Origin of the sequence: Flavobacterium gossypii (genome assembly GCF_014138495.1) — a bacterium.
Lineage (GTDB): Bacteria > Bacteroidota > Bacteroidia > Flavobacteriales > Flavobacteriaceae > Flavobacterium > Flavobacterium endophyticum.
Genome location: NZ_JACJIS010000001.1, coordinates 1235511 through 1257781 on the forward strand (window position 1 = coordinate 1235511; position 22271 = coordinate 1257781).

Below are 22271 nucleotides of genomic sequence, written 5' to 3' on the forward strand. Positions count from 1 at the left end.
AGATTAAAAAAACTTATTGATTTTTAAGTTCTTGAGCGACCTTTTCGAGCTCCATATACCAGTCTTCTCCAAAGCGGCGAATCAACGCTTCTTTCACGAATTTGTAAACGGGCACTTCTAATTCTTTACCCAAAGAGCAAGCATCGTCACAGATTTCCCATTTATCATAATTGACAGCGGCAAACTCGGTGAAATCCTTGATCCTTATCGGATATAAGTGGCAAGAAACTGGTTTTTTCCAATCTACAATACCTTGATTATAGGCTTGTTCGATACCGCAAAGCGCGGTTTTTCCGTCAAAGATCACATAGGCGCAATCTTTATTATCAATTAGCGGCGTTTCCAAATCGCCATCCGTGCCTTTTACCCAAGTGCCTTGCGCTTCGATTGCTGCAATTCCTTCTTTGCGAAGAAATGGCTTTACTTTAGGGTAAATAGCTTCTAAAATTTTTGTCTCTTCTTCATTTAAAGGTGCGCCGGCATCGCCATCAACACAGCAAGCCCCTTTGCAAGCCGAAAGGTTGCACACAAATTCTTTTTCTAGTATGTCTTCAGAGACAATGGTTTTTCCTAATTGAAACATGTTGCAAAGATACAATTTGGATTTCAGATTTCAGATTTTAGACTTTAGATTTGATGTTAAACTTTTAAGTGTCTAATTTTCAGAATATAATACCAACAAAAAATTAACTTATCGTTAGCGTATTTCCATTTTAAATAAAATAATTTTGCAGCTTCAAAAAGTATCGTTATGGGATTCGATTGGAAAGAGATTTTTACTGTTAGCATGGTTTTGTTCGCTGTTATCGATATTGTCGGAAGCATTCCGATTATTGTCGATTTGCGTTCCAAAGTAGGACATATTCAATCTGAAAAAGCTTCAATCGTAGCCTGTGTTATTATGATTGCTTTTCTTTTTGTAGGCGAGGAAATCTTGAAACTGATCGGCATCAACGCAAGTTCATTTGCTGTGGCGGGTTCTTTCGTATTGTTTTTCCTGGCTTTAGAAATGATTTTAGGAATCCGTCTTTATAAAGAAGACAATCCCAGCACCGCTTCTATCGTTCCGATTGCCTTTCCCTTAATTGCCGGAGCTGGAACGATGACTACTATTCTTTCCTTGAGAGCGGAGTATGAAAAAATAAACATAATTGTTGCCATAATCATAAATATAATCGTAGTTTTCGCCGTCTTAAAGTCGTCTTCAAAAATCGAGAAACTGCTTGGCGAAAACGGCCTTGGCGTTATCCGAAAAATTTTCGGCGTGATTTTGCTGGCTATTGCTGTTAAATTATTTGGCGCCAATGTTAAAGGACTTTTCATCTAAAATAGATTTTATTAATTTCACAATTCATAATTAGACAACCCCTTCTTATAATGAAAATTTTTACTTATATATTAATATTTTTAGCGTTAGCATTAATCATTTTCAACATCACGATCCTAGATTTCGACCACTTATTCGAAGGAGACAGCGTAGTTGGATTGATTGGAATTGCAGCTTCTTTCTGCGCTATCTTTATCCTTTTGATATTCAGGATGTCAAAAATGATTGAAGAAAAAACAAAAGACAAATAGTTTATGTTTGACGTTTTAATCATTGGAGGCGGTGTTTCAGGAATGTCATGCGCCTTGGTTTTGGGCTCTGCGAGAAACAAAGCTTTTGCGGCAGATAAAAAAATCGGAATTTTTACGCACCAAAAAGCATCAAATCTTCAAGATGCTGTTTTTAATAATGCTTACGGAATTGCGGCAGGGAAATTAGGCTCGGAATTATTGGAAGAAAGCAAAGCGCAACTGGCATCGCTTTATCCTCATGTGGCGCAGATTGAAAATGAAAAAGTCATGAGCGTGGAAGGCGAATATCCAAACTTTACGGTTACGACCAACAAAAATTCTTACCAGACAAAAATCATCGTAGTCGCGATTAACGCTACCAATACTTTTGCGATTGAGGGCTTAATGGACTATGTAATACCGCACAAAAAAGCAATTGTAGAAAAGAACCGAATCCAGTTAAAAAACGAAGATCATCTAGTTGCAGAAGGAATTTATGTGGCTGGGACCTTGGCAGGACTCAGAAGCCAATTGTCTATTGCGGCAGGAAGCGGAGCTTCAGTAGCTACCGATATCTTGACATTATGGAATAACGGCAATCATTCGCAAGTACACGACAGTATTCGAAAATAAATTTATGATTTATATAAACAGAAAAAGCATCCATAACGGATGCTTTTTTATTTTGTTTGATGAAATTATTTTCTTTCCAAAACGGCCTTAATCATGGCATCTTCCTTCAAGACGATTTCATAATATTTATCGTCGCCATACAATTGTCGTGCAAACTCGGCAGCCAGGTAGCGTTTTACAAGATTTTTGGTATGTTTCAAGTCCAAAAGCACGCCGTTTTTAATCAAATATTTCTGAAATGTATTGAAATAAGCATCGGAATTATGCATTTTTGCTTGGAATTGCTCAAAGCTCAAGCCTTTAAAATCATCGCGTTTCTTATCCAATTCTTCAAAGGCAAAATAACCTACCAAACCCGACTGCATCATATAAGCGATGCTTTCTTCGCCATGTTCTACTTCTAAAGGCACGAAAATATCCGGAACGATTCCGCCGCCGCCATATACAATGCGCCCTTTTGGCGTTTTGAATTTTAGGGTATCGGCTACCTTAATGCTATCCGACTTATATAATTCTCCGGATTCGAAGCGTTTTTCAAATTCCTTAAAGTATTCTTCGCTTCCTTTTTCGTAGGATTTTTGGATCGAGCGTCCGGTTGGAGTATAGTATCTCGCCACGGTCAAACGTACGGCAGATCCGTCGCCCAAAGGCATTTCGCGCTGTACAAGTCCTTTTCCGAAAGAACGTCTTCCAACAATTAGTCCGCGGTCATTATCTTGAATGGCGCCTGCAAGAATTTCGCTGGCAGAAGCACTGTTTTCGTTGATCAGGATATATACTTTTCCGTTTTCAAAACTGCCATCGCTTGTAGCATAGGTCTTGTCGATTCTTCCTTTTTTATTTTTCGTGAATACGATCAAGGCATCGTCTTTCAAAAAGTCATCCGCAATATCGATCGCCTTGTCTAAATAGCCACCTCCATTATCGCGTACGTCCACAATAAGTGTCTTAGCTCCTTGCCTTTTGAGGTTTAAAAGTCCGGTTTCGAACTCATCATAAGTAGTTTCGGCAAAACGATTCACTTTTATATAACCGACAGAAGGATTTACCATTACGGCAATATCAACGCTTTTTATCGGAACGATATCGCGCTTCACTTTTACCTTCAGCTTTTTGTTTTCGTTTTTCCTGTAAATCGTCAGCTCTACATCAGAACCCACGCTTCCTTTTAGTTTGGAAAAGAGCGTATCGTTGGTGATTTTTCTTCCAAAGAGCTTATAGTTGTTGGCAAAAAGAATCCTATCGCCCGATTTGATTCCGGCTCTTTCAGAAGGCCCACCTTCGACAGGTTTTATTACAGCAACAGTATCATTATACATATAAAAATTGACGCCAATGCCTACAAAATCGCCTTTCATGCTTTGCGAAACCTGCTCAAATTCGTTTTTCGCTATGTAGACAGAGTGCGGATCCAGCCTGTCCAAGATACCTGTTACGGTCAAATCGACAATCGAATCGGTATTGACATTATCGACATATTCTCGATCAATAAAATCGAGGAGCTTGTTGAGTTTATTTTTAGGATTGGCTTTGGAAAACGCTACGCCTTGGGACGGAAAATTAAGCATTCCTCCCAAGACCACTCCAATCGCCAGAGCGGCAAAAATGATAAAAGGCAAATATATCTTATTGTTTTTCATTCATTTCGGTTTCGGAGATATGAACTACCTCAACGCCTGCATCTTTTAAAAATTGTATTCCTGAATCGTCTTTATAACCTTCTTGATAAACGACGCGTTTTATTCCTGATTGGTGAATCAATTTGCTGCATTCCTTGCAAGGCGACAACGTAATATATAATGTAGCACCTTCGCAAGATTGTGTCGAACCGGCCACTTTCAGAATCGCATTGGCTTCGGCATGAAGCACATACCATAATGTCAAGCCATCGGCACCTTCGCAGGAATTTTCAAATCCGGATGGCGTTCCATTGTATCCGTCAGAAATAATCATCCTGTCTTTCACAATAATTGCGCCAACTTGTTTTCTTTTGCAATACGACAGCCGGCTCCATTCTTTTGCGATACGAAGATAGGCCTTATCGTATTTATTTAACTTATTCAGATTCATACGTTTGAAGAAGATTTATTACAAAGATTTGCTTCCAGCACAATTAATTATCGCTTTGGAACCATTCTGCAAATGAGGTTTCTGTTTCTTGAAGCCTCAAGGAATGCAATGTAATGTTTTCGGGCAGCCTGCTTTTGATTTTCGCGGCGAAATCAATCACCATATTTTCGCTTGTCGGCTGATAATCTACTAAAATGACGTGGTGGTCGCGGCTTTTGAGTTCCTCGGCCAGTTCGATATGGGGCGTATTTTTATTAAAGACAGTAGCGTGGTCAAAAACATCTACAACTTCTTCGCGGACAATCTTTTTCAAGTCCGAAAAATCAATCACCATTCCAAATTTCACGTTTGTATTGTCTGAAATTGGAGTTCCGATAACGGTTACCGATAATTTATAGCTATGTCCGTGCACGTTTTTACATTTTCCGTCGTAGCCATAAAGCGCATGTCCCGTTTCGAAACTGAATTGCTTGGTAATTCTGATTTTGCTCATTCTATTTTATTTAGATGCAAATTTAGTTACTTTTTGAATTGGTTCAGGGCATTTCTGCTAAAATCTGACAAAACCAACTTGCCTGAAATTGAAGCTCTTTCATAGAGAAGCGTATCCCAATTTTCAGTTCCTTCCCAAAGTACTTTTTTCATTTCTGATAATGCTTCAGGGTTGTAGGACGCTAATTTTGAAGCAAAAATTTCGAGTCCCTTATCCAGTTCTTCTCTAGTCTCAAAAACTTTGGCATACAAACCTTTTTCTTGAGCCCAATAGGCGTTTTTCCATTCATGAGCGGCTAAAGTCATTTCGCCTAAAGCGCTCTTTCCTATTTTTCTGGAAACGGCTGGCTCGATGACGAATGGCCCGATACCTATTGCCAATTCTGAAAGTTTTATGGCGCTGTCTACAGTTGCAAATGCATAATCGCAAGCTGAAGCAAGTCCTACACCTCCTCCTACAGCTTTACCATGAATACGTCCGACAATCAGCTTGGAACATTTTCGCATCGCATTTATTACGTTGGCGAAGCCTGAAAAAAAGCTCGTTCCTTCAATTAAATTGGAAACAGCCAGCAGCTCATCAAAAGAAGCTCCGGCACAAAAAGCGCCTTCGCCTTCGCTTTTAAGAATTATCAGATTGACTTGTTGATTATTGCTTAAATCATTGAGTTCTTTTGTCAGTCGCTGCAGCAGCTCGCTAGGAAAAGAATTGCTGGCCGGATGTCCAAATTCAACGGTTGCTATTTTATTTTCGATAGTGGTATAGAGCGAACCGTTTTGCCTTTCTGTTGTCATAAAAAAAAATTTGTCCGTAAAGTTACGGTTTTGAGAAATAAATTCACTCCAAGGCATTTGCTTTTTGAAAATTAATTGCCTTAATTTGCCTCAGCTTTGGGGATGTAGCTCACTTGGCTAGAGCGCTTGGCTGGCAGCCAAGAGGTAGTGGGTTCGAATCCCATCTTCTCCACCACAAGAGACGATCTAGTTTGATCAAACTAAATCGTCTTTTTTTTATGTTGTATTTTTTCGAGTTCTATCGTAAAAAATCCTTTGAAATAATATCCAAATCATCAAGTATTGATGAATGTTTGAAAACCATAATCCGTATCTACTCAATGCTAAAATAATACTTGTACCTCCAAAATTGTAAAATTCTTTTTCTCATAAAAACGATTTTACTCTAATTCGCTACGCTTATATCCAAAAAAGCTTCGCTTATTCATTAGCTGAAATTATATTTTTTCTTTGATTTATTATTGCATGCGATTAAACTGTAAATAATGAAATTAGATTGCCTCGCCATCAAAATCATGTCGGTTTACTTTAGCATTTAAAAATTAAAAAGCAAACCTTAAATACAAACTATGAGAACAAAAATTACTTTTCTGTACCTTCTGGCACTTATATGCTTTATCCAGAAGATCAGTGCGCAATGCACTAACGGAGGTCCATCTTCGTCACAAGCATACACCCCCATTCATGACAACAATGAACGCATCATCAGTGGCAATACCCATCCGGGTGAATACTTCCGGGTGAATACATTTTCAACGGCTACCCGATACACTTTCAAAAGTGACCGTCCTACAGAGTATATTACGATTACCGATGCTAACGGTTCACAGATATTTGCAAGCGGATTAAATGGTTCGAATGGAGTAAGCTTTACACCACCTTATCCTCAAACGATTCGTTTTTACGTTCACACCAATGCACAGTGCGAAACTAATCCGTTTATAACAACAGATCTAGTTTTAAAGACTACAACAATAGACAATTCTTGTGATTCTCCTAATACACTTTCGGTTTCGAATATCACGTCGAACTCTTGTAAAGTGAGTTGGAACGCTCAAATTATAGGGCAGATTACGTCCTATGATGTTTATGTGAACACTACGGGAGTTGCTCCTGTTGAAAATACAACTCCAACTGTACAGGCAGCAGGTTCTAGAGAAGCTCAAGTGTCGGGATTAGCCGCCAATACAACACATTATTATTGGGTACGAACTAGATGTGTTGCCAATGGTGGAATTTGGGTTCCTGGCGGTTCTTTCAGGACCAATCCTGCTGGTGCTGGCTGTAACGGCGCTCCTTACGGACTGTATCCTCAAGCTACTGTCAATGTAACCTGTAACGGAACTGTGCAGCAAATCGCTACCGATGCTCATGCAGGAGAATATACAAATGTTTCTGTAAGCAGCAATCAGCAATACACATTTAGCAGTTCTGTATCGACAGACTTTATCACTATTACCGATCCTACCGGAGCTACCATTTATGCTTCGGGACAAACACCATTTGTATGGGTTAACAACTCGAATTGGGCAAGCATCAGATATTATCTGCATAGTAATTCTTCCTGTGGTACTGAGGCTTCACCAAGAATCAAATCAATTAAATGCGGTGGTGTTGTAGGAGGATGTACCAGTGGAGATCTTCATCCACAAGCCACATTTACTCCAGCGTGCACCGGATCTACTGAATTGGTTGTTAACGACGCCTATGCGGGTGAATATTCCAATATCAATGTAACGGCTAACAAAGACTATACTTTTTCAAGTTCGAAAGTAGGTGATTTTATCACTATTTCGAATCCGGTTGGAAATGTAGCGTTGGCTACCGGTCCTTCTCCACTGGTTTGGAATTCAGGTTCAACATCTGGTGTCATCAGATATTACATACATACTAATTCAAGCTGTGGTACACAGAACATCAACAGACAGCGTTATATCCAATGTGCCGCTACTCCAACTTGTGGTGCACCTAGCGCTTTATCGGTTACTAACATAACCTCAAATTCTAGCCGATTGAACTGGACGGCACCTGCAACTGCTCCTGCTTCATACGATATTTACATCGTTACTGCAAATACAGCTCCGAATGACAATACTGCTGCTACTGTTACAAGTACTACTGCAGGTGTGGGCACTCTTAACGGATTGGCAGCTGCTACAACTTACTATTATTGGATCAGATCTAATTGTGGTACTGCAAAAAGTGCATGGGTATCTGGTGGGAATTTTACGACCCTTGTTGCCCTAAACTGCAACGGTGCTATCAATGGATTGTATCCTGATGCAACTTTCACACCAGCGTGTACAGGAGCTAATGAACAAATAGCTACTGACTCTTGGGCAGGAGAATATTCAAATGTAAACGTAGTGGCAAATAAGCTATATACATTTACGAGTTCAATTGCTACCGATTATATTACGATTACAAATGCCGAGGGAACCACAGTTTTGGCAAGCGGAGTAACACCTTTAAACTGGACTTCGGGTTCTACTACAGGAGTTGTGAGATATCACTTGAATACCAATGCAAGCTGCGGAACTGCGAACGCAATAAGAACACGTTCTATTAAGTGTGTTGATGCTCCAGTAGGAAATTGTGGTGTACCAACTGCTTTATCGGTTACAAACATAACATCAAATTCAAGCCGATTGAACTGGACTGCGCCTGCAACTGCGCCTGCTTCATATGATCTTTACATCGTTACTGCAAATACCGCTCCTAATGCTAATACTGTTGCTACTGTTACAAGTACTACTGCAGGTGTGGGCGTTCTAAGCGGATTGACAGCGGCTACAACTTACTATTATTGGATTAGATCTAATTGTGGTGCTACAAAAAGCGCATGGGTATCTGGCGGGAATTTTACGACCATTGCTGCCCTGAACTGTAACGGCGCTATCAACGGATTGTATCCTAATGCGACTTTCACGCCAGCGTGTACAGGAGCTAATGAACAAATAGTTACTGATGCCTGGGCAGGGGAATATTCCAATATCAATGTAATGGACAACAAGCAGTACACGTTTACAAGTTCGGTTGCTACAGATTACATTACGATTACAAATGCCGCAGGAACGGTAGTTTTGGCTAGCGGAGTAACGCCTTTAAACTGGAGTTCAGGTTCTACTTCGGGAGTTGTGAGATACCACTTGAACACCAATGCAAACTGTGGAACTGCGAACACATCGAGAATACGTTCTATTAAATGTGTCGCTGCTCCTGCAGGTTGCGGTGCGCCAACCGATCTTTCAGTAACTGACGTGACATCAAACTCATGTCGAATTAACTGGACGGCTCCGACTCCGACACCTATGGGATATGATTTGTATGTTGTGCAAAGTAATACTGCTCCTACGGCAAATACTACTCCTACGCACCTATCTTCTACTAACTCAAGACTTATCAGCGGACTGAGTGCTGCAACAAATTACAACTATTGGGTACGAGCGAATTGCGGTTCAACAAGAGGAAACTGGGTGTATGGCGGAAGTTTTGATGTTATTCCTGCTGTTGGTTGTAATGGTGCTATATACGGATCTTATCCAGTAGATACCCTTCAGATCGCTTGTACTGGAAGCCCTGAAATAGTTGCTGAAGGTCTTGCCGGTCAGTTTACAAAAATGTATATCAATTTCAGTCAGTATTATGTCTTTTCAAGTTCAATAGCAACGGATTATATCACGATCACGGATGCCTCTGGAATGACAGTGTATGCAAGTGGAACTACGCCACTAAGCTGGGCATCAGGAACCAATTTGGGGTCTATCCGTTTTTATGTACATAGCAATGCAAACTGCGGGGCTCAAGATGCTATCAGAGTAAAATCGGTTACGTGCAGCAGCACTCCGATTGGAGGTTGCGGTCTGCCAACCAATGTTTCGGCATCTAACGTAACGTCAAACTCTGCTCTAATCAGCTGGACACCTCCAGTTCCAACACCTTCTGCAGGATATGATTTGTATGTTGTAAACAGCAATACTGTTCCTAATTACAATACCACTCCTACGCATACAGTTTCTAACAACTACACTTCAACGGTTGTGAGCGGACTGAGCCCTGCAACGAATTATGCTTATTGGGTACGCGCTAATTGTGGTTCTACAAAAGGAGACTGGGTTTATGGCGGAAGTTTTGATGCGATTCCTGCTGTTGGTTGTAATGGTGCTGTATACGGACCTCATCCTGTAGAAGCTGTGCAGATTGGCTGTATGGGAACTGCTGAGATCATTTCTGAAGGCTATGCGGGAGAGTATGCAAAAGTTTATATCAATTTTGGTCAGCAATATACCTTCTCAAGCTCAGTAGCAACGGATTATATTACTATCACAGATGATAATGGAATGACAATTTTGGCTAGCGGACCTACTCCACTGAACTGGTCATCTGGCAGCAATGTAGGTGTTATCCGTTATTATGTACACACCAATGCAAACTGTGGTTCTCAAAATTCTGTCAGACTAAAATCGATTACATGCAGAAATCCTCTTGGTATTGATGAGCAATTTGCTCAAAATAACGTTACCATTTATCCGAATCCAAGTTACGGACAATTTACTGTCGAAACCGGAAGTGTAACGGCTGATACTATCACAATTACAGATAATCTTGGAAGAGTAATCACTACTTTCAAACCTTCTTTATCAAAATCGGATTTATCAATTGATAGTTTTGCAGAAGGTATTTATTATGTAAAAATAGATTATCAGAATAAGTCGGTTACTAAAAAACTGGCTCTTAAAAAGAACTAATTTTTGATAGATTACTATAGTTTTTAACCTTAAAACCCCGCCTTTAGCGGGGTTTTTTATGTTCTATCGGTACTATATCAGCTGGTACCTTTTTTACCAATTATGGAATAGACCAGAAAAAATTATAGGATTGAATCCTTTTTTATCTCTCAAACCTTCTAAATGTATTTATTTACCTAAAAATAACTATTTTGGCTTCATAATTTATATTTATGCGCGTCCGAATCTTAATAGTAGCGTTGCTGTACTTCATCCAAGGTTTTGGACAGGAACTTGCTTTAAAGGAAGCGCAGATCAGAGACAAAGACAACACCTATCTTTTAAGCAGCGCCCCATTTGTTGATAACAACAGATTTGTCTGGTATGCTACCAATCGTGATGGCGATTTCTATAGGTTTGACGGAAAGAATAAGCTTCGGTACCGCTTTCATAAAGATAAAAACAACTACTATGATAGCTTTTATATTTCAAGCCATGCCTGGATACAAGACTCCAACAATACGATTTGGGCTGCCGAACTGAACAAGGCTTACCTTATAACGCCAGACAAGCTTGAAGTAGAATGCATCCAATATCCAACAGAGGGCTTAAGAGTCAAATCTTCTATTGCCAAAGACAAGGCAAACAACTTATGGATCAGCAATGGATCACGGTTTTTAATCAAAATAGCTCCTGACCGACAAGTGACTCAGGTGACCCATCCTATATTAGAAAACAAACAAGAAAGCTTTGATATAATGAAGATCTTAGACGATGGCAGGATCATCGCCAAATCAGGATTCCGTCTTTTTTATATCGATGCCAAAGGATTGCACTTTTTTGGCGACCTTAAAGCCATAGACAAAGACATCAATTATGATTTTGCTCTTTTTGAAAATGGTAAAATTGCGGCAAAAAACAGCAGCGGCTATTATAAATACAACACAACTGCCTATAAGTATATCTACTTAAAAGGATTAGACCTGCAGCTGTTCAATTATTCGTATGGCGAAGGAGACTGTTATCTAGGCAATTGCGATTGGAGTAACAATACGCTCATTGCCGATTCTAAGCTTTTTATTGCAGACGACTCCAATCTCTTCGTCAACGAGATTGATAAGAATACGAATGAGATTCGCACTATCGATACCCTGCACTTCAAAAAGCCCATTTCCATAGCTTCCAACAAGCACCATCCTAATTTTATATGGATATCGACTTATGATGAGCTATACAAGCTATTGGTGACACCGAGCCATTTCGAAAGAATCTTGCAATTCAACAACAGGCAGCTCAGTACCAGAGGCATCGTGGCGGATTCAAAAAACAACCTCTACATCGGAACCTACGAAGGTCTTTATACGCAAGAGAACGGACACAAAAAAGCTAAAGAAGTTGTAGTCAAGGGCGAAAAAAACGGAGTCTATGATATTTTGTTTTTAGAAAAAAATGATTCTATCTTATGGGCTACAGAAGGATACAACTGGATCAAAAGAGTGAATCTGAATACGCATACAAAAAAACGATTCGAACAGACAGACGGCTTGGCGATTCAGTGCCTAAAAGAAAAATCATCCGATGCCTTTTGGCTAGGAACAAATCAGGGCCTATTTGTTTTCGATAAAAAGACCGGAAAAACAAGTCCTTATGTAGAAGATGGCTATTTCTTGGGGAACACTTCTGTATTCGGCTTTACAGAAGCAAGAAACGAAAAAAAATGGATCGCGACCCGACAAGGGCTGTTCGTGAAAGAAAAAGGCAAGGATTTTATCAACTACCATACCCTAAATCCGTCTTTTGATTATAAAAACCTGCTGGTACTGCACGAAGACGAAAAAGGCAATTTATGGATGGGTACTGATGGCAAAGGGATTGTTTTCTTAGATCCTAAAACCAAACGATTCAAAAACCTGACCCAATCAGACGGGCTTTCCAACAACATCGTCTGCGGCATAATAGAAAGCAAGGACGCGCTGTGGTTTTCTACCTATTACGGATTGTCACGATTCGACAAGCAGAAAGCCTTTTTTACAGTATATTATAAGGAAGACGGACTCAGTGAGAATGAATTTAATGTAAGATCTTCCTATAAGAAAAACAATAATTCCTTTTATTTCGGAGGCCTCAATGGTATTGTAGAATTCAATCCCGAAAAAATAGAAATCAGTTCCAAACACCCCCATACTCTTTTCTTATACAGCTCCTCCTATTTTTCAAAAGACAAAAATAAAAACATAACAGATTATCTAAATCTTGACCAACAGACCATCAGCCTTCCCTATAACAAGAATTACTTTTCGGCTATCTTTTCTATTAACGAACTGTTTTTTATTGAAAAGAACACCTATTTATATAAGATCGAAGAACTCAGGGAAGAATGGATCGATGCCGGAACCTCAGGCTCTATAGAACTTCCCAGCTTGCCGCCTGGCAATTATGTGCTGCGCGTAAAAGGAAAAGATGCCAAAGGAATAGAAACTGCCAACGAAATCAAAATTCGCCTGCATGTAGAACAGCTATTTTACAAGACCCCTCTTTTTATGGGCTTGGCCCTGCTTTCTGTCTTGGCTCTTGTTATCTATCTGTTTATCAGGCGCAGCAAGAAGCAGAAAAGAATTTTCGAAAGAGAAAAAGAAATCATCGAACTCAAAGCGAGCGCGCTAAAAGCCCAGATGAACCCCCACTTTGTCTTTAACATCCTCAACAACATGCAAAGCGTCTTGATATTAAAAGGCGAAAGAGAAGTCAACAAATACTTTGGTGCCTTTTCAAAACTGCTCAGGCTGACATTAGACATGTCAAAACAGGAGCTAGTGACGCTGAAAGACGAAATAGACTACATTACCAATTACCTGCTGCTCAATAAAATGCAATTGAATGATGAATTAGACTATTCGATAGTCGTTGAAGAGAGCATCAAGAATACTTCCGACATAGCATTGCCCGGGATGTTAATACAGCCCTTTGTCGAAAACGCAATCCTCCACGGATTATCCCGAAAAAAAGACCGCACGCTGGCTCTTAACTTTGCGATTCAAGACCACTACCTTATAGTGACCGTAGAAGATAATGGTATTGGCAGGGCCGCCGCCGCACTGTTGACCCAAAACAAAAAAGAAACGCACAAGTCTTGGGCAACTGCCATCGTAAATGAACGCATCAAGATAATGAACGATTCCTATAAAGACTCCGTAAGCCTAGAAATCATCGACCTAGAAAAAGAAGGAGTGCCGTCAGGAACCAAGGTTGTTATACGCTTGAAAATAAATTGATTTAATGTTTGACATCTGTTAAATTTTTTTAATTTTAAAAAAACAATTGCCCAGCTTTTTATTAGAACCTAATTTCGTACGACATGAACATTTATAGAGCGCTGATAGTAGATGACGAGGTCAATAACAGTGCTATCCTACAGCATTTTGTTACTACCTACTGTCGCAATGTCGAGGTCATCGGCCAGGCGACTACTGTAGCCCAAGCCGTTTCAGAAATTAACAGCAAACAGCCAGACATTATCTTTTTAGATATCCGGCTTAATGAAGGCGACGCTTTTGATATTCTTGACAAAATAGAAAACATCAAGGCACAGGTCATTTTCGTCACCTCTTATGACGAATATGCCATAAAAGCATTTAAATACAATGCCGTTGATTATATCCTAAAGCCGATCCTGATCGAAGATGTTATATTATCCGTAAACAAAGCCATAAAAAACATCGAGCAGAAACAGTATTTTGATTTCCAAAAAAACATGTCCAGCGATTTCCAATCGCTCGTGACAGAAAACAAAGACTATTTGGCCATACCTTCTATGGATGCTGTTGATTTAGTAAGAAACAGTGATATCGTATACATTGAAGCCGATAACAAATATACTATCCTACATACTACTACAGAAGGCAAGAAATACATCTCAAGCAAAAACTTGCAGTATTTTGAGAGCGTCGCAGATCCCTTGCTCTTTTTTAGGATACACCACTCCTATATCGTCAATATCCAGCACCTGCTCAGAATCGTAAAAAGAGACGGAAGCTACTGCGAGATGGCTGGTGGCGTATTATTGCCTGTCTCCAAAAGAAAGCAAGACGACTTTAACGTCTTTCTCAAGATCAAAAATTAACTACAAGCATATTTTTTTTGCTTTACGACAAAAAAAGCAGCCATCAGACACCAAATCTGATGGCTTTTTTAGTATCCAAAAAAACAGTTACACCAAAAAAGTGACCAGTTACGCCTGTATTTGACCACTTATTACTTCTCGGTTGTCTTTTTTGTTTCAAACACCAATATTTGTCTGGTTAAAACTTCTTGCAAAAAGAGTACATCTTATTTAGTGTCAACTATTTAATACACGAATAGACTACTAAAGCAAAAAGTCAAAAACCCATAGCGCTGGATAGTGCCTATTAACTTTAACCAATTTAATACTTAAATCATGAAAAAAATTACTTTTCCGTATCGGGGCCTGCCCCGAGTAAAGCGATGGCTAGCGTTGCTGTCCTTCGCTTGCACGAGTCCAGTACTGCTTGCCAATTCAAATCCAGATGCTGACGCAGGCTCCCTCGTCTACTGTACGCCTGCAGCCTCTTCAACAATCAGATTTATCAAAGATTTTAGTACTACGGGCGGCTTTCCCAACATCTACAATGCCAATACTGGCATAGGAACCGGAGGATATGCCAACCATACTGACAAGAAAGTGAGCCAGAGCTCAGGCGGAACAATCAATTTCAGTACGGTCTACAGCGGTGGGAACTTCGGTCTTGCCATTTGGATTGACTGGAATAACAACGAGACATTTGAGCCTGCCGAAATGATGTCTGCTACTACCGCAGTTGCTGCCTCGCACACCGGAACCATCACGATTCCTGCAGGAACTCCTGTCGGAAACTACCGCATGAGAGTGCTAGCCGATTACAACACTGCCGTTCCAAGCAATCCGTGCAGTTTCAATGCCGCAAACACAAGCGGAGAGGCCGAGGACTATACCTTTGAGGTAATCGCTCCTCCTAGCTGCCTGCCTGCAACAGCTTTGGGTGCCAGTAACGTGACCCTAACCGCAGCACAGCTTACTTGGACAAGCGAAGGAACCTCGTTTGACGTAGAATACGGCCCTTCCGGATTTACACAAGGTACGGGAACCATGGCTACGTCTGTCGGAAATACTTACAATGCTTCGGGACTGACTCCTGACACGTGGTATCAATTTTATATACGCAGTAACTGCGGAACCGGAGACAAGAGCCCATGGGCCGGTCCGTTCCGCTTCTATACCGGGTACTGCCTTCCATCCACGACTACAACAGGCTACTTTATCAACCGCTTCACTACAACAGGAGGCTATACCAACATCAACAATACAGGCACAACCTTAGGGGCCGGAGGCTATTCCAACTATGCCGCCCAGAAGGTAAGCTACTTCGAAAACGCATCGGTAAGCTTTAGTGCGGCCTATACCAGCGGTTGCGGATTTGCAATCTGGATCGACTGGAACAACAATATGCTGTTTGATACAGGCGAAAGAGTATTCAATACTACGGCTAGCGGTGCCGCAGCAACAGGAACTATTACTGTTCCTGCCGGAACTCCGGTCGGAAACTACCGAATGAGAATCCGCATAGATGGTAATAACACTAACCCGGCTGATCCTTGCAACTTCGCTACTCTCGGAAGAGGAGAAGCAGAAGATTATACCTTTGAGATAGTCGCAGCTCCGTCCTGCCGACCGCCTACCAATCTCGGTGCCGGAAACCTGACCTTTACGACAGCCCAGCTGTCTTGGACTGGCAGCGGAACCGTGTTTGACATTGAATATGGCCCTGCTGGGTTCGCGCAAGGCACAGGAACCATGATCTCGTCTGTAGGAAATCCATACAATACCACAGGGCTGACCCCTGAGACATCGTATCACTATTATGTACGCATGGACTGCGGTGTTAATGGCAAAAGTACGTGGGTTGGGCCGTTCCGATTCTATACAGGGTACTGCCTTCCTGTTGCCACAGTAGCAACCAGCTATATCAAGGATTTTTCTACTACGGGCGGCGGCAGCAACATCAGCAACCTAAATACGGGCCAAGGCACGAGCGGATATGCCAACCACACGGCTATGACAGTCAGCCAATACGAAGGTGCATCAGTCAATTTCAGCGCGGTCTACAACAGCGCGACCTTGGGCCTTGCTATCTGGATCGACTGGAATAACAATATGATTTTTGATACCGGCGAAAGAGTATTCAATACGACCGCACTTGCTGCCTCAACTACAGGAAGCATCACCGTGCCTGCAGGAACTCCGATCGGCAGTTACCGCATGAGAGTGCTGGCCGACAGAAACAGCAACAACCCGAACAATCCGTGCAGCTTTTTTGCCGCAAACGGAAGCGGAGAGGCCGAAGATTATACCTTTGTGGTGGTGGCGCCTCCGTCCTGCCGACCGCCTACCAATCTCGGTGCCGGAAACCTGACCTTTACTACAGCCCAAATTTCTTGGACTGGCAGCGGAACCCTGTTCGACGTAGAATACGGTCCTGCTGGATTCACGCAAGGCACAGGAACCATGGTCTCGTCTATAGGAAACCCTTATAACGCCACGGGACTGACTCCTGAGTAGCAAAAAAAGACGTCACGGTTCCTGTTTGTATTCCGCCAGCACCGATTTCGACAATGCCACCCTCGTCTACCCAAAGTCTCTTTTCTTCATCCCAGCGGGCGATAGTGAGTTTCTCCATTGCTTCTGGAGACGACGGGTCGAGATCCTGCCATATAAATCCTGGCGTGGTTGCCTGATCCCAAGACAGCGTGAGCATGATTTCCGTATTTCCCTCTGTCTTATCTAGTGTCCAATATTCCTTGTCATCGATCAGTTCTAGGTTTCCGACCTTGCTGGCATGCGGATAAAGTGGATTGGAGTTTTCAAGGAAATATTTTCCCGTAAAAGCATCGGTGGCAGCATTTGGAGCTGTCGGAAGAATCTTAGCGGGCCTGAAAAAACTAGAATTCCCTATAGGATATGTGAACTCCTCATTGCCATTTTTCTGTACATACCCGTCGACGTGGCCGTCATTGTCTGTATTAGAATGGGTTGCATTATTTTCATACACTACAAGTCCCTCAGTCTCATTAATCCTGACAATTCCATTCAGGAAATCCGAATTTCCTGTGATACTGATATCTGCGGAAAGCTGGAAAGCAGGCTGTGGCGATTCGTTATTAAAAAGTACGTCGTAGAACTTAAAATAATCACTCGGAGCACTTCCTGAAATAGACTGTGCTGCATTGCCTTGGAATATCGTATAGCCTCTCTGTCCGGGAGTAAAGCTTACGAGGCCGTCGTTATTGAAGTTGCCGAATACGTAAAATTCTCCATCGTTTGTAAACGTTGCAGTTGGCGTATTGCCAAAATCAAACCGGGTTGAAACTACGGTTCCTGGTAGGATTGACATCTCTCCCGTATTTACTGTCTGTGCAATCGCCTTCGTGTTAAAGAATAGCGAGAAAAAAAGTAGGCTCCTGATTGTCATTGTCTTCATCTTCATATTTTTTTGCCTTTGTAAACGATTTTATAATTATCTTTCTAAATCTGTTAGGCGCGTTGCGGCAGGCTCGACACCAAAATTTTACCCCTAAAACCGTATCGATATTCCTGCCGCCGCTACCTGAAGTGGCCATGTGCGTTTCTACCACAAATACAGCACAGATGCAGGACAGTTATCCTTCAGATACATCTTCGGCTCACTTTTATTTATCATATTTTTCATATTGTTTTTATAATAATAACTAAAACACAACTCTAGCGCGTTGAAGTAATTTTCAATGATTGGATCATCAAAAAACAACTATTTATAAGCATTGAGTTTTCTCCTCAACAATTAAGCAGGACAAGTTTAGAAAGTAGCTGGGGCTAGCTTAAAATGAAACAATCTATGAGTGCAAATAGGTTATAAATCTTTGATTGCTCATCTACGGAACAAAGGTTAGAAGTTTGTTTGAGATTTAATAGCGAGAAGTAATAAGTGGTCAAATACGGGCGTAACTGGTCACTTTTTTGGTGTAACTGTTTTTTGCTGCCCTCTTTTTAGGGGTAAAAAACAGCTTAAAAGCGTCAAATTTTCGAAAAAATGGTCTGTTTTTTACGAGCAAATTCACCCTGCCTAATTATTTTACGAAATAAAAATTCAAAATAGGTATCATTTTGTGCTATTACGCTACTTAATTCGAACCATAAATTCTTTGTACAATTTCACTAAAAAATTCATTTAAAATTTGCGTAACCAAATGGTATCATATATATTTGTAACCAAATGGTAACTTATATGGAATTAAGAAGAGATGTGTTTCAGGCAATTGCCGATCCGACAAGAAGAGAAATTATCGATTTACTAAGCAATCAGTCTATGAACCTTAATAGTGTTGCTGGTCATTTTGACATCAGCCGTCCGGCCATTTCAAAACACATCAAAATACTAACAGAATGCGGATTGATTATTATCAAGCAGACAGGAAGGGAACGCTACTGCAAGACAGACCTGCACAAGTTGCAAGAAGTAGATATATGGCTGAATCGTTATAGGGAATTTTGGAACAAGAAACTCGATGCCCTTGGTACTTACCTTGAACGTCAAGACGATACTGATCTGCCGCAAGACAAAAATCATCTTAAAAACAAATAAATTATGGAAACAAAACCACTTGTTTTAGAGCGTACGTATAACGCGCCAATCCAAAAGGTATGGGATGCCATCACCAACCGAGACCAGATGAAGGAATGGTATTTTGATTTTGAAGAATTTAAGCCCGAAAAAGGATTCAAATTTCAGTTTACCGGAGGAGATGAAAAGGTACAGTACCTTCACGAATGTGAAGTATTGGTAAGCGATCCTCCTAACAAAATCAGTTATTCATGGAGGTATCCCGAATACAAAGGATATTCAGTGCTGACATGGGAGCTTTTTAGCGAAGCAGAAAACAGGACTAGGCTAAGGCTAACTCATGAAGGACTTGAGAGCTTCCCTCAAGAAAATCCAAACTTCAGAGTCGAAAGCTTTACTGGCGGTTGGAACTACTTCGTCAACGAGGCGCTTCCTGCTTTTGTAGAAACAGAAGTCATCAAGAAATCGGTTGTTATTAAAGCCAAGCCTGAAACTATATGGGATATTTTACTTCATCCAAACGACCAATGGGGAATAGCATTTGGCGGTGGAGCATTGGTAAAGACCGATTGGAAAGTAGGTTCTGATGTAGTTTGGACCGACCTAGAGGGTAATATTGGTGCTTACGGAATTGTGAAAGAACATGATCCGATGGAATACCTTCAAGTTCAAATGTACGATGAAGTTAATCCTGCGCCCAATGCAGAAATAGGAGATTATAAAGAGAACTATACATTGACAAAAGCTGATAATGGAGATTTTGTATTAAACGTTGAGTCTGGCCCGATAGCAAAAAAATATGTCCAAAATCACGGTGCCATGTGGGATGCCGCCTTAAAAATCATCAAGGATTTATCAGAGAAATAAGAGAACCCGTATTTTACAAAAGCCCTGAAAGTTAACACTCTCAGGGTTTTTATTTTACTGACATTGGATATACTTTAAAGCAACATCTTATTTCACCGGTTCCCTTAAAATAGTCTTTAGCTTGTCTGGAGCTGTCCTATTAAAATCGGATAAATATATTTCGTGATGCAGTCCGTTTTTTTGGAATCCGTTTTCTTCTATAACTTTCTTCATTTCCTGCAATGTTTCTACTTCTTTTGAAAACGGGCCTACATGAAGCATCTGAACGGATTTACACTCGTTCATTCGGAAAAATTCGATTTCTTTTACAAGCTCTAGTTTCTTTTTTGCGAAAGCAGTTTCAATTCCCCTATTCACATCATTCTCGGTTACATAGTCGGGCATTCTTATCAATAACCGATATTCCCACTCGCTTCTGGCAATTACCTTGGGTGCTTCCTCCATAGAAACATTTCCATACCTATTCTCGTCATACCACCATAAACCTTCTAATTTTGAAACCGTGAAATCTTTGTCCAATTGCTTGCACATAAACTTGATGGCATAGGCAACTGTATAAAGCGCTTGTATCTTTTCTGAAAAAGATTTTTCTGAAGGATCGCCCTTTCCTGTCAAGGAAAGGAATTGTGCCGGTTCGATCTCAACAATTTCAGGCGTTGTTTTAGAGGTGAAGTACGTCTTGTACTGCTGTGTTAAATTTAATTTTTCCATTGGTAGTTGTATTTGCGATTAGTACACAAAATAAAGTACCTCAGGTGACAACCCTATGGCAGCAGGCTTTTAGTTTAACAAATTTTATTGCCGCAGTTATAAACAAAAAGCCCCTAATCTTTCGAAAAGAGGCTTTTTTAGTAAGCGATAAAACTATTTTATTTCTTCACAAATTTCGCATTGGCTCCCGATACCGATTTTATAAAATACATTCCAGAAGCTAGCGAACTTACATCGACTGCATTATTCCCAGCTTTCAGAGATTCCTGCTGGATTGTTTTTCCTGTCATGTCTACAATTACAATTTCGGTAGCTTCGTTCAATTGGATAAACAATTGATGAGTAGCCGGGTTTGGATAAATTTTCAATCTGTTTTGTTCAAATGTGTCCACGTCCAGATTGGTTATCTGAACACAGTTTGACGTTGCAGAACATCCGTTTTGAGTCACGATTACTGCATAAGAACCATTTCCGCTTGCTGTATAAGAAGCATTTGTTGCTCCATTTATTGGCTGGTTATTCGCACAATTAATCCATTGATACGCAGCTCCGGTTGCAGCTGCCGTAATGGTACTACCTTGAACAGAGGTCGCCGTATTTATCGAAGTCACCGTAACCGTCATTGTTGCTGTCGAAGCACACTGTCCCGTGTTTGGCGTAAAGGTATAGGTTGTCGTTGCGGCTGTGTTCATGCCAGGACTCCATGTTCCCGTAATTCCGTTATTAGAAGTGGCTGGCAGCGTAAAGGATCCCCCTGAACAAATTGGCGCTACTTGCGTAAAAGCAGGAACAACTGGAGCAGAAACATTCATCACAACAGCATTGCTCGTGCCAGTTAATGGAGAGGCACAAGAAGCGTTGCTTGTCATTACACAAGTAACACTGCTTCCGTTTGCCAATGTCGTACTAGTGTAAGACGGACTGTTTGTCCCGACATTATTTCCGTTGACTTTCCACTGATAGGACGGCGCAGTACCGCCATTGGTAGGTGTTGCCGTAAAGACAACACTTTGTCCTTGGCAGATCGAAGTGGCCGAAGCATTGATTGCCACAGAAGGCGTGCAAGCCACCGGGGGCGGTCCGATCAAGCAAATAGCAAAAGAAAGCGTATGGATGGTCGCCGAAGCATTCAGTACACGTACATAATACGTCCTGCCGACAACAAAATTACTACTTGAATAGCTTATACCATCCGTATTGTATGGAGTACATTGGAGTCGGTTTCCAGTACAGCTTTCTTCATAAATCTCTAGAGCGAAATACATCGTCCAGCCCGTCGAAATTCTGGCAATATTGACCGACATGGTCTGTCCTGTAGCCGTAAATTTATACCAGACATCCTGCGAGGAGCCTGGCGCACACGACGGTGCTGCCCCGTCCTGCAAGGCACCGCTGAACGTGCCGAAGGTATTCGTGCAGGTACTATTAGGTGCCAGCAGCGCGGCATTCGCGCAGGTATCGTTCGCCGGCTTCGGCAAGGCCTGAAGGCAGATGTTGAAGCCCAGCGTATGGATGGTCGCGGAAGCATTCAGCACGCGCACGTAGTAGGTCCTGCCCACCACAAAATCGGTATTATAGTAGCCCACGGAATTCATGTCCGAGGTAATGCACTTGAATCGGTTGCCCGTGCAGCTGTCCTCGTAGATTTCCATGGCAAAGTACATCGTCCAGCCCGTCGTGGCCCTGGAAACGGATATGGCCATCGTCTGCTCGGTAGCCGTAAACCTGTACCATACGTCCTGCGAGGAGCCTGGCGCACACGACGGTG

At 41.4% G+C, this 22271-nt stretch carries 17 protein-coding genes and 1 tRNA gene; 10 read left to right on the top strand and 8 right to left on the bottom strand.

Going from position 1 to position 22271, the window contains the following annotated elements:
- Positions 1 to 13: 13 nt before the first annotated feature.
- A complete protein-coding gene (locus GGR22_RS05805; RefSeq protein WP_121375398.1) occupies positions 14 to 583 on the bottom strand; it encodes a DUF3109 family protein in 570 nt (189 codons plus the stop codon).
- A gap of 168 nt (positions 584 to 751) precedes the next feature.
- On the opposite strand from GGR22_RS05805, the gene GGR22_RS05810 reads away from it, so the two are divergent.
- Genes GGR22_RS05810 through GGR22_RS05820 form a run of 3 tightly spaced genes read left to right on the top strand, consistent with a single transcriptional unit; the run spans position 752 to position 2190 of the window.
- The gene (locus GGR22_RS05810) at positions 752 to 1327 is read left to right on the top strand and encodes a MarC family protein (RefSeq protein WP_121375399.1); all 576 of its coding nucleotides are present in this window, start codon (positions 752 to 754) and stop codon (positions 1325 to 1327) included.
- Between the two features lie 50 nt (positions 1328 to 1377).
- Positions 1378 to 1578, top strand: a complete 201-nt coding sequence (locus GGR22_RS05815) for a hypothetical protein (protein ID WP_056067874.1) — start codon at positions 1378 to 1380, stop codon at positions 1576 to 1578.
- A 3-nt stretch (positions 1579 to 1581) separates the two neighbouring features.
- On the top strand, positions 1582 to 2190 hold the full coding sequence (locus GGR22_RS05820) for an FAD-dependent oxidoreductase (protein ID WP_182492899.1): 609 nt from the start codon (positions 1582 to 1584) through the stop codon (positions 2188 to 2190).
- 65 nt (positions 2191 to 2255) lie between these two features.
- On the opposite strand, the gene GGR22_RS05825 is transcribed toward GGR22_RS05820, so the two are convergent.
- From GGR22_RS05825 to GGR22_RS05840, 4 genes are read right to left on the bottom strand one after another with little or no spacing between them, the layout of a single operon-like run.
- Positions 2256 to 3830, bottom strand: a complete 1575-nt coding sequence (locus GGR22_RS05825; RefSeq protein ID WP_182492900.1) for a S41 family peptidase — start codon at positions 3828 to 3830, stop codon at positions 2256 to 2258.
- Positions 3817 to 4260 (bottom strand): deoxycytidylate deaminase, encoded by a 444-nt coding sequence (locus tag GGR22_RS05830; protein WP_056067869.1) that lies wholly within the window; start codon positions 4258 to 4260, stop codon positions 3817 to 3819. Before GGR22_RS05830 ends, GGR22_RS05825 begins: the two co-directional genes overlap by 14 nt.
- A 43-nt stretch (positions 4261 to 4303) precedes the next feature.
- Positions 4304 to 4753, bottom strand: a complete 450-nt coding sequence (locus GGR22_RS05835) for a 6-pyruvoyl trahydropterin synthase family protein (protein ID WP_182492901.1) — start codon at positions 4751 to 4753, stop codon at positions 4304 to 4306.
- A gap of 26 nt (positions 4754 to 4779) precedes the next feature.
- The gene (locus GGR22_RS05840) at positions 4780 to 5547 is read right to left on the bottom strand and encodes an enoyl-CoA hydratase/isomerase family protein (protein ID WP_182492902.1); all 768 of its coding nucleotides are present in this window, start codon (positions 5545 to 5547) and stop codon (positions 4780 to 4782) included.
- 98 nt (positions 5548 to 5645) lie between these two features.
- Here GGR22_RS05840 and GGR22_RS05845 point away from each other — a divergent pair.
- The 5 genes from GGR22_RS05845 (at position 5646) to GGR22_RS05865 (ending at position 16887) form a co-directional block, all read left to right on the top strand.
- A tRNA-Ala gene (locus tag GGR22_RS05845) sits at positions 5646 to 5722 on the top strand.
- Between the two features lie 394 nt (positions 5723 to 6116).
- Positions 6117 to 10295 (top strand): fibronectin type III domain-containing protein, encoded by a 4179-nt coding sequence (locus GGR22_RS05850; protein WP_182492903.1) that lies wholly within the window; start codon positions 6117 to 6119, stop codon positions 10293 to 10295.
- Positions 10296 to 10507: 212 nt separating this feature from the next.
- Complete coding sequence (locus GGR22_RS05855; RefSeq protein ID WP_182492904.1) at positions 10508 to 13546, top strand: sensor histidine kinase; 3039 nt, start codon at positions 10508 to 10510, stop codon at positions 13544 to 13546.
- A gap of 83 nt (positions 13547 to 13629) precedes the next feature.
- Positions 13630 to 14394, top strand: coding sequence for a LytR/AlgR family response regulator transcription factor (locus GGR22_RS05860; protein ID WP_182492905.1), 765 nt, complete (start codon positions 13630 to 13632; stop codon positions 14392 to 14394).
- 315 nt (positions 14395 to 14709) lie between these two features.
- Positions 14710 to 16887: a GEVED domain-containing protein gene (locus tag GGR22_RS05865; protein WP_182492906.1), complete on the top strand. Its 2178-nt coding sequence runs from the start codon at positions 14710 to 14712 to the stop codon at positions 16885 to 16887.
- Here GGR22_RS05865 and GGR22_RS05870 read toward each other — a convergent pair.
- Positions 16844 to 17806, bottom strand: coding sequence for a hypothetical protein (locus GGR22_RS05870; protein WP_182492907.1), 963 nt, complete (start codon positions 17804 to 17806; stop codon positions 16844 to 16846). The two genes, GGR22_RS05865 and GGR22_RS05870, sit on opposite strands and share 44 nt — an antisense overlap.
- Before the next feature lie 783 nt (positions 17807 to 18589).
- Here GGR22_RS05870 and GGR22_RS05875 point away from each other — a divergent pair.
- The gene (locus GGR22_RS05875) at positions 18590 to 18946 is read left to right on the top strand and encodes an ArsR/SmtB family transcription factor (protein WP_182492908.1); all 357 of its coding nucleotides are present in this window, start codon (positions 18590 to 18592) and stop codon (positions 18944 to 18946) included.
- A 3-nt stretch (positions 18947 to 18949) separates the two neighbouring features.
- Positions 18950 to 19792, top strand: coding sequence for an SRPBCC family protein (locus tag GGR22_RS05880; protein WP_182492909.1), 843 nt, complete (start codon positions 18950 to 18952; stop codon positions 19790 to 19792).
- A gap of 87 nt (positions 19793 to 19879) precedes the next feature.
- On the opposite strand, the gene GGR22_RS05885 is transcribed toward GGR22_RS05880, so the two are convergent.
- Positions 19880 to 20503: a GyrI-like domain-containing protein gene (locus GGR22_RS05885; RefSeq protein WP_182492910.1), complete on the bottom strand. Its 624-nt coding sequence runs from the start codon at positions 20501 to 20503 to the stop codon at positions 19880 to 19882.
- Positions 20504 to 20661: 158 nt separating this feature from the next.
- A partial coding sequence (locus GGR22_RS05890; RefSeq protein WP_182492911.1) for a T9SS type A sorting domain-containing protein occupies positions 20662 to 22271 on the bottom strand: 1610 nt, incomplete at its 5' end.